General features: G+C 37.3%; 13 protein-coding genes. All 13 read right to left on the reverse strand.

Annotated features, from left to right (window positions below; translation table 11 throughout):
* Positions 1 to 139: 139 nt before the first annotated feature.
* Positions 140 to 2,488 (reverse strand): glycoside hydrolase family 65 protein, encoded by a 2,349-nt coding sequence (locus EJN67_RS06650; RefSeq protein WP_129723569.1) that lies wholly within the window; start codon positions 2,486 to 2,488, stop codon positions 140 to 142.
* A gap of 15 nt (positions 2,489 to 2,503) precedes the next feature.
* Positions 2,504 to 3,316: a carbohydrate ABC transporter permease gene (locus EJN67_RS06655; protein WP_129723570.1), complete on the reverse strand. Its 813-nt coding sequence runs from the start codon at positions 3,314 to 3,316 to the stop codon at positions 2,504 to 2,506.
* Positions 3,316 to 4,236: a carbohydrate ABC transporter permease gene (locus EJN67_RS06660; protein ID WP_129723571.1), complete on the reverse strand. Its 921-nt coding sequence runs from the start codon at positions 4,234 to 4,236 to the stop codon at positions 3,316 to 3,318. Before EJN67_RS06660 ends, EJN67_RS06655 begins: the two co-directional genes overlap by 1 nt.
* A 74-nt stretch (positions 4,237 to 4,310) precedes the next feature.
* On the reverse strand, positions 4,311 to 5,624 hold the full coding sequence (locus EJN67_RS06665; protein ID WP_129723572.1) for an ABC transporter substrate-binding protein: 1,314 nt from the start codon (positions 5,622 to 5,624) through the stop codon (positions 4,311 to 4,313).
* A gap of 153 nt (positions 5,625 to 5,777) precedes the next feature.
* Positions 5,778 to 7,307 (reverse strand): response regulator transcription factor, encoded by a 1,530-nt coding sequence (locus EJN67_RS06670; protein WP_129723573.1) that lies wholly within the window; start codon positions 7,305 to 7,307, stop codon positions 5,778 to 5,780.
* 2 nt (positions 7,308 to 7,309) lie between these two features.
* Positions 7,310 to 9,130 carry a cache domain-containing sensor histidine kinase gene (locus EJN67_RS06675; RefSeq protein ID WP_129723574.1) on the reverse strand — a complete coding sequence of 607 codons (1,821 nt, stop codon included), beginning with the start codon at positions 9,128 to 9,130 and terminating at the stop codon, positions 7,310 to 7,312.
* A gap of 134 nt (positions 9,131 to 9,264) precedes the next feature.
* Positions 9,265 to 9,837 carry an HDIG domain-containing metalloprotein gene (locus EJN67_RS06680; RefSeq protein ID WP_129723575.1) on the reverse strand — a complete coding sequence of 191 codons (573 nt, stop codon included), beginning with the start codon at positions 9,835 to 9,837 and terminating at the stop codon, positions 9,265 to 9,267.
* 18 nt (positions 9,838 to 9,855) lie between these two features.
* On the reverse strand, positions 9,856 to 10,854 hold the full coding sequence (locus tag EJN67_RS06685) for a Gfo/Idh/MocA family protein (RefSeq protein WP_129723576.1): 999 nt from the start codon (positions 10,852 to 10,854) through the stop codon (positions 9,856 to 9,858).
* Between the two features lie 22 nt (positions 10,855 to 10,876).
* Complete coding sequence (gene melA / locus EJN67_RS06690) at positions 10,877 to 12,199, reverse strand: alpha-galactosidase (protein WP_129723577.1); 1,323 nt, start codon at positions 12,197 to 12,199, stop codon at positions 10,877 to 10,879.
* A 154-nt stretch (positions 12,200 to 12,353) separates the two neighbouring features.
* On the reverse strand, positions 12,354 to 13,112 hold the full coding sequence (locus EJN67_RS06695) for a sugar phosphate isomerase/epimerase family protein (RefSeq protein ID WP_129723578.1): 759 nt from the start codon (positions 13,110 to 13,112) through the stop codon (positions 12,354 to 12,356).
* Between the two features lie 13 nt (positions 13,113 to 13,125).
* Positions 13,126 to 14,127, reverse strand: a complete 1,002-nt coding sequence (locus tag EJN67_RS06700) for a hydroxyacid dehydrogenase (RefSeq protein ID WP_394347510.1) — start codon at positions 14,125 to 14,127, stop codon at positions 13,126 to 13,128.
* A gap of 8 nt (positions 14,128 to 14,135) precedes the next feature.
* Complete coding sequence (locus tag EJN67_RS06705; protein ID WP_129723580.1) at positions 14,136 to 15,155, reverse strand: sugar kinase; 1,020 nt, start codon at positions 15,153 to 15,155, stop codon at positions 14,136 to 14,138.
* Positions 15,156 to 15,171: 16 nt separating this feature from the next.
* A complete protein-coding gene (locus tag EJN67_RS06710) occupies positions 15,172 to 17,172 on the reverse strand; it encodes an FAD-dependent oxidoreductase (protein ID WP_129723581.1) in 2,001 nt (666 codons plus the stop codon).
* Position 17,173: the final 1 nt, after the last annotated feature.

Consider the following 17,173-nt stretch of genomic DNA (forward strand, 5'->3'; position numbering starts at 1 on the left):
ATCTTTTGACCAGCTATTTTTAATCAACGTCTCTTAGGTGGTCTCATTGCCATGTCATTTTTAAATTTTCTGCTGCAAGAAGGCCCTCAAGAAACTTTCAAAATTATTTTATAAAAGTACTTGACTTTAATTAACTGGTCTAATATTTATAGATATATGATGGGTGCCCTTTATCAAGCAAAAGCTTTTCACTTTTATGGTATATTACCGCTCTTTCTCCATCTAGTAACTTATATGCTACTTCATCTCTATTTATATTAACTTCGATTAACGTCCCGTGATAATTAATCCTAAAGCTATATCCGCTCCATCCTTCAGGAATATATGGATTAAAGTAAATAGCTCCATCCATAGTCCTCATACCAGCAAAACCATTTACAACACACATCCATGTACCGGCCATATTTGCAGCATGTATACCATCCTTGGTATTACCTTGGTAATCATCAAGATCCATACGGGCAGTGTCCATAAAATATTTATAGGCCTTTTCCCTATAGCCTATCTCATTTGCCATAATGCTAAAAACACAGGTAGACAAGGATGAATCATGGGTGGTAATCCTCTCATAATAATCATAGTTTACCTCTTTTTCTTGCTGCGTAAAATATTGTCCTAAAAGATACATGGCTAATACCAAATCTGCCTGTTTGCATACTTGATGCCTATATATGACAAGGGGATGATAGTGCAATAAAAGCGGATAGTTTTCCTTTGGAGTTTGTTCAAAATTCCATACTGCTTTTTGAAAAAAGCTATCATCCTGTGGATATAAGCCTGTTTTTTTATCCTTTGGGATATACATCCTATCCCCTTTTATTTTCCAATCCCCTATCTCCTTTTCATCAATATCGAGCTTTGTACATAAATTTCTATATACATCCTCCGCATTCTGTTTTAGCCATAGGGCCACTTCATGGGCATACCACAAATTTTCCCTAGCCATCATATTGGTATATACATTGTTATTTACAATAGCAGTATATTCATCTGGACCAGTTACCCCATTTATACAAAACTGATTACCCTTTTCAGGTATGAAATCGCCTAAATCAGCCCATAATATAGCTGTTTCAAATAACATCTCAGCCCCATATGATATAAGAAAATCCACATCTCCTGTAGCATCCATGTATTTTTTTATGGCAAGGGCAATATCTGCATTTATATGATACTGTGCTGTCCCGGCAGGATAATAAGGAGAACACTCTTCTCCCCCTATAGTTCGCCAAGGGAAAAGTGCACCTTTTTTATGCCCCATCTGCCGGGCACGCTCCCTAGCCTTATCCAATATACCATAACGATATACCAAAAGTTGACGGCTAATATCAGGATGATTATATATAAAAAAGGGCAGTATATAGGTTTCCGTATCCCAGAAATAATGTCCTTCATACCCTTCACCTGTAAGGCCTTTTGACGCTATATTGGTCTTCCCGTCACGTCCTGTTGATTGGAGAAGATGAAACATATTAAACCTTAGGCCCTGTTGAAGTGACATATCCCCATCTATGGATATATTGCTTCTATACCAGAACTTATCCAAATACTCTTCTTGCTCAGCACAAAGCCTTTCAAAGCCTAGATTCTCACCCTTTTCAAGTATATCATCTAAATGTGAAAGCATATCCTCCTCTTCAAAATCTAGGGAAGTAATATATGCTATATATTTGTTCAAAGATATAACCTGTCCTTTAAAAGCATCTATATTATATATCGAGCTAACCCATTCATCTTGTAACTCTTCATCCATAGAATAACTATTAGTATATTCCAAACTATTTTTCATGCCACATATGAGTTTGAAATCAGTATTTTGAGTGCTAGACGCAATATAACCATATCCTGAATGAATCTTCCTATCATATGCAATAAGGGATTTACCCTTTAGCCCAGATCCTATCCTAGGATCATTTTCTACAGTAAGATTTGAGACCGATGCATCCAATGCCGTAATCAAAGTAATCTTACCATCAAAATTAATGGGTATTATATCCAAATGAATAGCTGCCAGCTGTTTATGGGTAAAAGACACCAGCCTTTTGAATACAATTTTTACCTCCCGCCCCTTTGGTGAACGCCATGTGATATCACGTATCAATATGCCCTTTTTTAGATCCAATGTCCTTTTATACCCTACCAACTCTCCCCTTAGCATATCAAAGGGCTCATCATCTATATATATACGGATAACCTTGCCGTTTGTAACATTTAACATGGTCTGACCCTTTTCTGCATATCCATAGGCAACTTCTCCATAGGAAATAGTATATGTGTCATAAAATCCATTTATATAAGTACCTTCAAGGCTACTACCTTTAGGTCCGGTATAGCCTTCTTCAAAAGTGCCCCTCATTCCAATATATCCATTGCCTAAGGCAAAAATTGTCTCACCTATATAATTGCTGTCGACATCAAAATGATCTTGGCTAATAGACCATTCTTCAAACGGATATAAACTTTTATTATTTAACTGAGTCTTCTTCATGTAAACCCTCCTACTTTATGATTTTAATCCTGAAGTTGCAATGCCCTGTACATATTGTTTCTGGAATATTAGAAAAAATATAATAACTGGAATGGTAGTAAGTACTACTCCGGCCATAGTCAGATTTGTACGATCAAAGAATAGATCCTTAGTAGTATTCAATCCTACTGTTAATACATACATATCTTCCTTACTTACGAAAGTACTGGGTATCATATAGCTATTCCATGTCCCGGTAAAGGATATAATCATCATTGTAACCATTGCCGATTTTGATAGTGGCATTACAATTTTAAAGAATGCCCCAGCCTTTGTCAATCCGTCTATCCTAGCTGCCTCTAGAAGTTCATTGGGAATAGAAGCATAAAACTGCCTCATCAAAAATATATAAAGGCATTGATAGAGATATGGTACGGTAAGGGACGCAAAGCTATTTAGCCATCCTATCTTAGCCATCATTATATAAACTGGAATAAGGATCATCTGATACGGAACCATCATTGTCGCTAATACTATAAAAAATATAAATCTTTGGCCTTTGAATTTGAGCTTAGATAGGGCATAACCTGCCATGGTATTGGTAAAGCAATTACCTAAGAGAATGATAGCAGTCATTATGATTGTATTTCTATACCATTTACCAATGGGATAGTTTGTAATAAGGGTCTTATAATTATCCATGGTCATACGGTTAAAGCCCACAATCTTATCCACATCCTGTAACTCTAAAAAAGAGGTGTATAGTGCATAAACAAAAGGAAGGATAAATATAATAGAAAATAAGGCCAATATAATATATAATAAAACCTTTCTTATCTTAGATGACATTATACCTCCTCCTTTTCATCCAATAATTTCTTTTGCAATAAAGTGATAGCAAGTATAATAAGAAAGAACACTATTACAGAAGCACTGCCCAATCCCATATCTTCCGTATACCGAATTCCATGTTGATAAAAATACGTTAAAAGTGTGCTGGTAGCCCCAGCAGGGGAGCCCAATACTCCGTATCTTGAGATGGCAGCTACTTGATCGAATATTTGGAATGCATTTATGGTACCCACCGTTACTACAAAAAAGGTCACTGGTCTTAGCATAGGTACAGTAATGTTATGGAACCTCTGCCACCCATTAGCCCCATCTACAGTACTTGCCTCATATAATTCTTTTGGTATATCCTGCAAGCCTGCTAAATAAATAATCATAAAAAAGCCTACCTGCTGCCAAATATACAATATGATCACAAAAGGCAAGGCCAGATTAACATTAGCAGTCCACGTTTCATTTGGCAGTTTAAAAACAGTCGATAAAACCCTAGTTATTAGATGATCCTGTCTAAAAAGGATCATAAAAACTGTAGCAGCAGCAATTCCAGAGGTGATATTTGGCATTACATATACTGTTCGGAAAAAGCCCTGTCCCTTAATGTCTTTATTCAAGGCACCTGCCAATAATAAAGCAATAATAGTCTGAACAGGTACTGCTATAAGAACAATTTGTACTGAATGCCATAATGCCTTATAAAATTCCGGATTGTTTTGAAACAAATTTTTGTAGTTTTCAAGCCCTACAAATTTAGCATTATCAGGATTTAAAAAGTCAAAACTCTGAAAGCTTAATGAAAACGACTGAATAAAAGGATACAAAAACCAGCTAATCCACAATATTAAGAATGGAGCTGAAAAAAGCCAACCAACAAAGCTATCTGAGTCTAACATATCCCTTTTTTGTTTTTGTACATTTTGCATTCTGGCACCTCCTATATCAAAATCAAACTCCTAAAGCAAATGTAGGGGAGACTCCCGCCTCCCCTATCTATAACCTACTTGTTAAACTTTTCTTGGATTTCGTCTAGATAATCCTTTACTTCACGATTGCTATTGTTGAATATTAAATCATCAACGGCATTGACCAGGGCATCATTGAACTTCTTGGTATCGGCAGGATATCCAAAGTCCTTAGCATACTCTACCATAGGCTGCACTGCTTTGGTCTGAGGATTTACCTCATAATACTGATCCGACAGCTCTGGAATAGCAGGATTTATACCTACGCCTTCCATCAACTTCTTCTGTGCTTCTTCTCGAGTTAGATATGCCGCAGCTTTAACAGCCGCTACTTTATCCTGGGCATCCTTCATCACTACCATAGCATCTGAATGCATGGTACAACCTTTCGTTGTGCCCTCAGGCATGGGGAGTATTTCATAATTGATATCAGGAGCCGCTTCTTTCAGATAGCCTATATACCACCAACCACCTGTTGTCATGGCACCTTTTTTGTTTGCAAACACTTCACCATCCCAACCGAAACCTGCTTGTTTCGGAGAGATAGCCAATCCTTCTTTATACATATCTACTATAAATTCAATAGCCTTTACATTGCCTTCAGAATTTATTGTTTTGCCGTTTCCCCAGCCGCCTCCAAATGACAATGCATAATTTGTTATATGATATTCATGATCATTTATTACAATACCTTTTACCCCATCTTTAGTAAGTGCTTTAGCAGCCTCTTTTACTTCATCCCAAGTCTTTGGATATTCTTTAAGACCTGCTGCATCCCACATATCCTTGTTTACTATGAACATGGCGGGAGCTACACTAAGGGGCAACCCATAAATCTTATCATCTACAGTCCATATGCCTTTTGCAGAATCACCATATATACCCAAATCTATATTTGCTTCTTTTACAGCATCATCTATTGGAACTAGCATACCCTTTGCTACATATTCATAATATCCCTCATTAGTCAGTTTTACTATATCAGGTGCTGTTTTTGCAGCTACCTCTGCAGGTAACTTGTTCCAGAACGTCTCACTATCGGGATATGCCTGGACTTCAATCTTTAGTCCCGGATATACCTCTTCGCTATTCTTTGCATTTTCCTTTTGAATATCTAATTCAGCTTGAGAACCCCATAATCCATAGCGTATAGTAATATCCTTTGATTCTTCCTTCTCTTCTTCTTTTTTCTCATCCTTCTCATCAGATGTTTTATCTCCATTTTGAGTATTATCTTGTGATACATCAGCTTGTTTATTGTCCTCATTTTTGCCACAACCGGTCATTGCCAAAACCAGTAACATACATAAGGCCAGCACTAATGAAACAACTCTAAAAGATCTTTTCATTTTTTCTCCTCCCTATCATAACCAATATTATTTGTTAGGTTTATAATATCAAACCTGAATTATAAAGGAAATTAAGCACTTTGCATTTTATTTAATATTTTTATACTTTTAAATGCATATACTTTTTTCTTTAATAAAATTGCACTTTCTTTATTATAATTGCATATACTGTTGTCTATATTGGGTGGGTGACATGCCAATGTATTTGTTGAATACAATATTAAAATGTACTGCACTTTTAAATCCTACCATCGTGGATACTTCATATACTTTAAGCTCTGGATCTTTCAAAAGTTGCTTTGCCTTTTCAATCCTAAATTCATTTATATAGTCAAACAATCCCTGATTCATCTCTTCCTTGAATAATCGGCTAATATAGGAAGGGCTAATATTTAGATTATCAGATAGTGCATTGAGGGAAATATCCTTATTATAGTTATCAGATATATAGCGAATGGCCTTTTTTATCAAATAATTGGACGTCTGATTTTTATTAAGATTGTCCCGGTTGCATATATAATTTCCTATAATTGAGTCAAATGTATCGTTTAGATCTTTAAGGGTTTCACATTGATTTATCCTGTCCATCTCCTGAAGACTGGAAGAGCTGTCTTTGATTAAAAATATAAAACCATTAAATATCCTTTTTACCTTCTCCTCTGACAATGCCTTTGTATCCTGCAATAAATCCGTTAATGCCATAAGATGGGACTTAAAGCTATCCATATCATTACGTACTATATAGGCCTTTAATTCTTCTACCGCCCCATCTATTTTCTTTATCTTCCCATCATCTCTATTTTTAATTTCACCATATCTCACCACACTACTGCCCTGGGCATAAAAATTGAGGTTATGGGCTTTATAGGCCTGCATAAAAGCCATATGGATGTTTTCATAATTATTTACAATATCACTTATGCCTATATACAACTCTATATCAAGAAATTTTTTCAATGCATCCTTCACTAATCTAGAAATTTCATCTAAACGTGAGAGCATTTTTTGTTGGCTTACAATATTATTAAACCCGATTAATATAACATATAGATTTCTATCATAGTGCAGAATCTGGATATCTTCATAATTTGAAAGAACCTCTCCCAAGATATTTATAATGGATGATTCTAAAATTTTTGTATCAGAATCTTTATAGCGCTGTTTAATCCTATGGTAATTGGATACTGAAAATACTAAGCAGCTAAAACAAGGACCTTTTATACCAATATTCTGCTTGTTATATGCTTCTCCATCTATCAATCGTCTTATACTATCCTCCATTAAAGTCTTGTCAGTTAAAAAATAGCTTAATTGTGCATCATCTCTTATCTCTTTTAATATCTCTATAATATCCTCAGAACGCATTCTAGGTTTGTGTATATACTCCAATGCCCCTAACTTCATTGCCTCCTTGACCAATTCAAAATCGTCAAAACTACTTAGTATAATAACTTTTCCCTTTAGATTTTCATCCTTCATGCGTTTCATTACATCGATACCACTCATGCCGGGCATCTTTATATCTAAAAAAATTATATCAGGCTCTAAATAACGGATCTGCTCCAATGCTTGAACACCATTTTCTGCTTCACCTACTATTTCCATACCATACTGCTGCCAGTCAATTGAGGATTTTAATCCTACCCTTACCAACAACTCATCATCCACTATAAGAATTTTCATATCTATATATCACCTCCATTAGTACGTTCATCAAATTTAATAGCTGGGGTAGCAATAGTAACAAGCGTTCCCCATCCCTTTTCACTTCGAATAGATAAGCCATGGGTCTCTCCAAAGTGTAGCTTTAATCTTTTATTAATATTGGGAATACCAATAGAATTAAAACGATTTTTTCGCTTTTCTTCATTTTTTTGCAGGATGGACTCTATGTCCTCCTTTTCCATACCCACACCATTATCCTGTATTTTAAATATTATTTGATCTTCCCATTTATATATAGATATATATATTAGCCCCCTCTCTTTAAGGCCTTCAAATCCATGAAATACCGCATTTTCTATAATAGGTTGTAATAGGAATTTAAGAGTCTTATACTGATAGACCTCTTCTTGAATATCATACTCTATAGCAAACTTATTATAGTATCGAAGATTCAATATGGCAATATAATCTTCTATAAACTGCATCTCCTCTTTAATGGAAACAAAATCTCCTTCCTTTCGAAAAGTATAGTAAAGTAAAGAGGTTAAATTTTCTAAAGCATTCTCTATTCCCGTAACTCCCTGCATATGTGCCATCCACTTGATTACATTTATAGTATTGTATAAAAAGTGAGGGTTTATTTGACTTTGGAGAGCTAGCATTTCCACATCCCTCTTTTCCGCTTCCTGTTCATAAATTCTACGTATCAATTCCTTTATCTCATTGAGCATTTTTTGCGCCGTCATGCTTATTTCCCCAACTTCTCCACCCTTTATATCTATATCAATATCCAAGTTTCCCGCACCTACCTGTCGCATCTTTTCATTCAATTGATTCAATGGACCTGTGATACTAGTAGCAATCCAAACTGCGGCAATGATTGAAAGAATAATGACTAAAAACGTACTTATAAAAGTTATGCGCCACATATATTGTTTATATGATAACAGCTGTTCTTTAGGTATAATAGTGATTCCAGTCCAACTAGATATGCCAGATACGGAAGAGATCAAATAGTTAGTCATTCCAGATATAGTCTGAGTCTTAATAGATTTATTTAAAAATTTTTCATTATCATTCAAGACCTCATGAATATCAATATCTAATTCATTGGAAAAATCACTATATATGATTCGGGACTTTTCATCTATTAAATAGAATCGGCTCCCAGACGTACTTTTTGTATCCATCCATAAGTGTTCTAGGTTTTCTGCTTTTACATTTATAACTATAACCCCTAAATCCTCCTTTGAATAAGGATCTTTTATAAGTCTACCTATAGATATGACGTAATCTTCCTTTGCGCTCATCTGATAATCCCTATGGATACCTACTATATGACCTGCACCTTCCTTATCAATGATCTCTTTAAACCAATCTTCAGCACTAGGATTATAAGCACTATTTACATAATCTGTTGGTGAGCGTCCGCTAATATCCCAGCCATCCATACGATAAAGGACACTAGAATCAATCGCATTTGAAAATGAGTTGATCTTTTCATATAAAAAATTATTGACTTTTGCAAAGTCCTTTTTTCTCTCATAAACTGGATTTTCTACCTTGGTATAATCCTTGGCAAGAATACTTCTTATTTCAGCATCTGAAATGGGATACTCGGAAAGCTTTATTATCATTCCCAAAAATGTATCCAAATTCTTAATAATCTGCTCGCTATTTTGTACTGCTGATTTTTCAGCTGTTTCCTTTATTACCTTTGAACTTATCTGGGTAAATACTGTTCCTAGCACTATTGCTGGGACAACAATAAAACATACAAAAGCAGTGATTAACTTTTTTCTTAAAGGTAAATCAGAGAACATACTTATCCATTTTTTCACAGTATATAATCAACTCCCCAAATCCTATTATAATCATAAGATATATGAGTATTATCTTACAAACAGAATATCAATTTTAATATAATATTTCAATAAAAAAATCTCCCACTTCTAAAGTAGGAGATTTAGTAATGTTAGCCTAAATCAATGTCAGCGGCTACTTTTTGCATACCCTTTATTGTTTCTTCTATTACCTCATTTAAATCCATGGCCAGCATTTCAGCACCTTCTTTGATTATTTCCCTGTTCACACCTGCAGCAAAACTCTTCTGCTTCCATTTTTTCTTAACTGATTTTACTCCAAGATCCGCTATACTCTTACTAGGGCGCATAAGGGCAGTAGCTGTAATAAGACCCGTAAGTTCATCTATTGTATAGAGCACCTTCTCCATCTTATCAACTGGTTCAACATCTGTACATATCTTCCAGCCATGACTCTCTATGGCATGAATATACTCTTCAGGCCAGTTTTCTCCTTCCAATATCTCACGAGTCTTTTTACAATGTTCATCAGGATACATTTCATAATCAAGATCATGCACTAGCCCTATGATGCGCCATTTTTGAGTATCCGTTTCTCCAAATAGCTCTGCAAAATGTAGCATTACAGATTCAACTGCCAATGCATGTTTTATCAGTCCTTCCGTTTTATTATAATCAGTAAGTAATTTATATGCCTGCTCCCTAGTAGGTACAATATTAGCCATAAATAAGTCCTCCTCTGCTTATCTTAATAAAGTAGAAAATGATATCTTCCTTCCTTCATTAAATGATGCATAAGCACCTTCCATAAGTTGTGTAAGCTCCATCCCTTCATTCAAACCAAATTCTATATGTTCACCTTTTGTTATTGCAGCTATCCACTGTTCGATTGGCATGGGCAAAGCCTTGGGCAGCTCATCTTTATCCACCCATCTCGTACCCACATCCTCCCTTGTAGATGATATATAGACCCTATCTTCTGGCCCTCCAATAATAAGCACTCCTTGAGTACCATATATTTCCAACCACGGCATACTGTTTGTGGATACAAATCCCGTTTCAACTATGCCAATAGCCTTGTTTTTAAATTCTATTACACTTACAGCATTATCCTCTACAGGCTTTTCAGTAAAGCTATTAAATACCGATGAGATGGACACAGGTTCTCCCAACAACCATCGAGACAAATACATTGGATGGGCTCCTAGATCCATCATAGCCCCGCCTCCACATAAAGCTGCATTATAGAAATAATCAGGAAGCCAATTTGCTATGGCACCATTGTGTGCATTACGTATTCTAAGAAGAGTAATATCTCCTATGAGTTTTTCAGATACTACCCTCTTGGCAAATAAGTTAGCAGGAAATGTCCTTTGGGGAAAAGATATGCAAAATTTGACTTTTCCATTCTCTACGGCATCTTTTATCTCTATACATTCCTTTACAGTAGGTGCCATAACCTTTTCAGTAAAAATATGCTTCCCCTTATTAGCTGCAGATACAATGACCTCCCTATGCATACTGGTGGGAGTATTAACTACTACAGCATCTATATCAGTCCTTGACAAAAGTTTTTCAAGATCCGGTTCAAAATCCACCCCTATTTCATCAGCCCATCTTTTCCCTCGTTTTGAGTCTTCATCCCATACAGCTACAATTTCGGCTTCATCATTTTTCATTATCTGTTTTGCATAATCATCTGCATGTACATGCCATCTACTAAGCATAGCTACCCTAATCATCTACTATTCCCCCAATCATATTTTAATCAAATTTAAACTGTGGTAACCACTCTTTATTAGCTGCAAACATCTCATCTACCATTTCCCGTATTTCATTTAAGCTAAGCACTGCTGAAGTCAGTGGATCCATACATATGGCATGAAATATCTTTTTCTTATTTCCTTCCATCGCTCCCTCCACAGCCAGCTCCTCACACTGAGCATTAACTCCAGTTAATGCAGCAAGATGCCTTGGAAGGGCACCTACGTATATGGGATCAAATCCCCTTTTAGAGGCCAATACAGGTACCTCAACACAACATCCATACGGCAAGTTGTCTATAAGACCAAAGTTACGCACATTTCCATTAAATTTAAATAAAGTACCATCGCCTATTATGGCATTTAATATCCCTGCAGCATATTCCTTGCCTCTGTTCAAATCTATATCATTTTTCTCAAGCCATTCTTCTATATCTACCTTCCAGGTATGTTCTCTCTTTAGATATTCTTTTAGAATGTAGGCATACTCACCTGGATTCCATCCTGTACCACTAGTACAATATTCTTCAATAAGATCCTGACGTTTTCTAAACCATGGATTATATTCTGAATTATGTCCACTTGACTCAGTTACATAGTAATCTAGGTTCAAAAACATCTCGTTTCGTACCTGCTCCTGATTGTATATATTTTTATCAGACATTATCGCCTTCTTTATATATGGATACGCATCCTTGCCCTTCCATTTAAAATCCAAATACCACGCTTGATGGTTTATACCGGCGCATAGATATGTAATATCATCCATTGAGGCACCAATCCATCCTGCTAACATTTCTGCCGTTCCCTGTACACTATGGCATAGACCAGTAACCTTCACATCTGTCTCCCCCTGCATAGCTCTACACAGCATGGCCATGGGATTGGTATAATTAAGTACTGTGGCATTTGGACAATACCTTTCAATATCCCTACATATATCAAGCATGACTGGAATAGTACGCAAAGCCCTGAATATTCCAGCTGGCCCTCTAGTATCACCTACATTTATATCTACTCCATATTTCTTCGGTATTTCAATATCATGGCGCCATACCTGCACACCACCCTGCAATATGGTTATAATAACGCCATCTGCACCGTCTAGTACCTCCGCCCTATTGGTCGTCGCAATTACATTTGCACCATAAGCTCCCGCCTTTATAATCTTTTCCACCGCTTGCCTGCTGTAATCCAGTCGCTCTGGATCTATGTCCATAAGTGCTATGGTACAATCAGCAAAAGCCGGATAGGATAATATATCCCTCACCAAATTACGGGTAAAGTCAAAACTTCCCGCTCCTATAAAGGCAATCTTTTTCATGATAATCTCCTTTCATACTTTCACACACATCTAACCTATTTAAAGTTTTTCTCCTATAGGAAAGCTATATAGGTTAAAAAAAATAGTAGTAGCATAATAATACTACTACTTTACAATAATTGTATCAATTTGTATAAGGAGTGTCAATCTGATTTTATGGTAATAATTCTCTTAAAACCTTTGCATCTTCTATAAATTGCTCAGGCCTATCATCCTTCACAAACTCCATCAGTATAAATCTATCCTTCGGCAGATCAGATAATATATCAATGTATTTTCTCCATTCGTCTGCCCCTTCTGCCAAAGGCATACGCTCTACTCCATGCCAATGAAATATGTGTACATTTTGGAGCCAAGGAAGTATATTTTTTAATCCTTCCAATCTATATTCTATAGATGTACCCACAGGTGGTTGCCAATAGGAATACATATTATCATGATCTACTTCCTGCATCAATTTTACAGCAGACTCATTTGTATCTGTCAAGGTGTTTCCATGGAATTCATATGCCACCTTTATTCCCTCTTTTTTGGCAAGATCGGCTATTCTTATGGAGTCCTCTATTACCTTCTCCCGCCAGTACATATCCCCATCTTTTGAGCCTTTGTTACCTGCCCATACCCTTATACATTCTGTTTTCAGGGTACAAGCAGTATCAAGTACCGCATTAAAGGATGGATTTTTATCCCCTTCATCCAAACCTACTCTATAATATGAACCGTAGGCACAAATGGAGATACCTGTATCTTCTGACATCTTCCTAACCTCGTCAGCCCTTCTTATATCCCCATGGGGTACATGAACATCTCCCCCCCATTCTACAGATTCTAAGCCGGCTTTTGATATTAACTTCACTATCTCCTCTGGAGATAATTGTCTAAAACTTACAGATACCAAACCAGTATGAAGCATGTTTAAAACCTCCCTATGCCAATATTTGAGCCTTTTGCCGCGTTATTTGCCACTTTAAATCCTGCCCATCTATGAAACGCTGTAGCTCCTCCACCATATACCTGCCCATACGCCTACATTCATTATTGAGTGATCCGGCAATATGGGGGGTGAGCACCACATTGGACAATGTATACAGTGGTGAACCTTCTACCGGAGGCTCTGGATAGGTAACATCTAATAATGCAAATATATCAGGCCTCTTTTTAAGTACCTCTATCATTTCATCTTCCTTTACTATAGCGCCTCTAGAGGTGTTTATAAAGGTAGAATACTCCTTCATCTCAGAAAAATGTCTACCCGTTATCATGCCTTCCGTCTCTTTCAGCCAGGGTGTATGCAAGGATACTACATCGGATTGTTTAAATATATCATCTAGGGATACCAGTTTAACGCCTAGTTTTTCCGCATCTAGTCCTGATACATATGGATCATATGCTATTATATCCACATCAAAGGGCTTTAAAAGCTCGCATACCCGTCTACCTATCATACCTAAGGATATAAGTCCTACAGTACTCCCATATGCCCCGGGCATATATTGCTTTATGGCATGTCTTTTTTGTTCCTTTGCATAGAGCACATAATACCAGCCCCTCTTTAATGAAAAGAGTATCTGCGATAGTGTATACTCCGACACGGGAATAGCATTTGCTGCATAGGCACTAGTTATAACTATATCCCTATCCCAAAATGCATCCGTTACAATATGCTTTATTGAGCCTGCACCATAGAATACCGCCTTAAGATTGGGAGCTGCGTTCATAAACTCATCATCAAGCTTTGGAGCTCCCCAGCCAGAAAATATCACATCTATATCCTTGAGAACTGATAAATTTTCTCCAATCGTCTTTTCAGTGTATAAAGGCCCACATATATCTACCAATTTCTCTATATCTCGTCTCTCATCTGGTCCATATATAACATTGAAAGATTTTTCATCTAATATATATAATCCCTTTAGCAAATTTGCCATCTCCTTTTCTATCGCTTTACACCACCTGATTTATCCCCGCTCATAAGCTTTTCTATCTCTTCTACACTTACCCAGTTTATATCCCCTTCAATAGTGTGCTTTAGGGCACATGACGCCCCGCCAAAGTTTAGGGCATATGCATCTTCCATGCCATTTGCAAGTCCATATATAAGCCCAGCTGCAAATGCATCTCCACTGCCTACCCGATCCACTACATGGATACTGTATCTAGGGGAGATATATACCTTTTCTCCATCATATAATGCCGACCACCATATGGTATCAAGGGCCGATACGGTACGCCTGTAGGTAATAGCTACCTTTTGACATCCAAACCTCTCCATGATCTTACTACCTATATCCTCTACAGACCTCTCATCAAATCCATCTTCCATACTATAGGGAGATGTTATATTAAATAATTCTTTGGCATGCTGCTCATTTATAATGCACACATCTACATATCTGAGTAGCTTAGATAAAACTTCTCCCGCTCTATTCTTATCCCATAGCTTACTCCTATAGTTTACATCACAGCTTACAGTTATGCCCATCTCTTTTGCCATTTTACATGCATCCATTGTGATATCCAGGGTATTATCGCTTAAGGCGGGAGTTATACCTGTAAAATGAAACCACGAAGCATCTTTAAATATCTCTCCCCAGTTAAAATCCTCCTGTTTTGCTCCTGCTATTGACGAATTGGCCCTGTCATATACTACATCGGATGATCTCATGGCAGCGCCCCGCTCTAAAAAGTAAAGTCCCATTCTGTCACCGCCTAATACTATATCATCTGTACACACACCTATGGAACGAAGATGATCTATGGCACCCCGGGCTATAGATGTAGGCGGGAGCTTTGTTATAAAGGAGGCATTTTTACCCCATCTGGCTAGACTCGCAGCTACATTAGCTTCAGCCCCGCCAAATTGCATTTCCAACGTTCTTGCCTGCTCAAGCCTTTGGTATCCCGGCGGTGTAAGCCTAAGCATTATCTCTCCAAACGTTACTATATTGCCCTTCATCTTATTACCACCCCTTTTAACGTATTATCCTACCCTCTCTGTAGTCATTCCAGACATTTTCAAACCAACCGTCCCCCTTGGGAATAGGACGTACATCTTCCCAGTTTACACTACATTTAAGACCGCCTTCTGTATTAAGCACAATTTCACATGCCTTACCAGATAGATTGCCGTCATCAAGGGTAAACTTAAATACATCTGGCAATCCTTCAATAGGCAGTCCACCTTCATCATCCTGAACAAGATATGATCCCCTGCTTTTCCCACCTTTTTGCATATATGCCTTAATGGCATTTAAGTATACAAATTGGGAAATAAGTATATCACGATTTCTAAAGACATGGGGTAGTTCATATATAGAAGATAACTTAGCATGATCTACTAAATTTTCTATATCATGCAGACACTCATCTATTGCTTTTCTACATCCTTCGATTGAACGTATATGGGCACCTGCCCTGGTCATCCTGCGCTGTGCCTTTATACGCCTATCTATTACATTGGATTCTTTGCCAATACTGTTCTTAAATCCATATGCCAAGTCTACTTTTTTTATTATTTGATCCAATGCCTCATCTAAAAATGCATCTACCTTTACAGGCGGTGCTGCATAATTTGCCATTATATACTGGGCTGCCCTTAGGCTTCCCACCTGAGTAGAGTTAAGGGCCGTACCTCCAGGTCGGTAGATACCAAATGTGCCATTTACCTCACCTACCGGGAAGAAATGCTTTAAATTGCTTTCATACCATACATTTCCTGCAAGCCCCCCATTATTATGTTGTGCACATACTGCTATCTCAAGATATTCCCTAGTTATATCTATACCATTATTCTTATAGAGGTCTATAGCTGGCTGATTCATCTTGGCCAGCCTATCTATAGGTTTGCCAAAGAGGGCATTTGAATTTTTGAGATAATCATAGCTCTCCGAACCCAATAAAGAAAAATCCAATTCTTCTCCGCCACTTCCCCATCTGGGATTTCGAGTAAAGTCTAAAAACACCCTTCGACCCTTTATTTCCGTCTCATTATATACAAGTATATCTATAAGTGAGGAACCGTAGCCATCTATCTTCCTAGGATCGAATGGCCATTGATATCCCTTTAGAAAAATGGCATCTAACATATGCCCCGGGGTATCGAAATAATCATTTAAAAACTCCCGCTCATCATTCCCCTCCTGATCGGTAGAGATATATCTTGGTATAACCTGCTGGTATGTGCCTGATAAATTCCATCTAAATTTAGTAGATGCAATACCATATTGCCATTCAGTAAGATTTATACCCCGCGCTCCCGCCTCAAATGCTACGCCACTTCCACCAGTCTGACTCTCTGGATATACCGATGTAAAGTACATACCTGCAGGACCGCCCGTTGCATATATTATATTGGTACAATTGAATAGGGTAATGCCCATATTCGGATCATCAAGACTATCTGTATTCAAGGTTATAAGCCCTATTGCCTTCTTTCTATCTCCATCTGTCAATATGCCTATTACAAGGTAACCATCGAATATCTTTATACCCTTTTGTCTAACCTGTGCCTCTAGTTTTTCAGTCATATATTTTGAAGTAAGGGGACCTACCGATGTAGCACGCTGCCTTGGGTCATGGTCGGTCTTATAACCTACGTACTCTCCATATCTATTATGGGGAAATGGCACCCCAATATTTATAAGCTTATAAAAACACTGTGAAGATAAAGCTGCCTCAGTAAGGGCTATATCCCCATGCATGCAACCACCTTGGAACAATGTATTTGCCATATCATATACTGAATCTGGCTCACCCCCTGCAAGGGTCAATTTATAGTATGTCTGTTTGTCTGAGCCGGTATTTCTAGAGGTACCCATATTTACCCCTTCAGTTATTATTGCAATATCTCGCTGCCCAAGATTATAAAGACTATCAGCTCCATTAAAACCAGCTACGCCCGTACCTACCACCACTGTATTTAGGCTATAGACCTCAATATCCATTCCATGTATGTTTACAGTACATCTATCCATC

Origin of the sequence: Xylanivirga thermophila, from assembly GCF_004138105.1 — a bacterium.
Lineage (GTDB): Bacteria > Bacillota > Clostridia > Caldicoprobacterales > Xylanivirgaceae > Xylanivirga > Xylanivirga thermophila.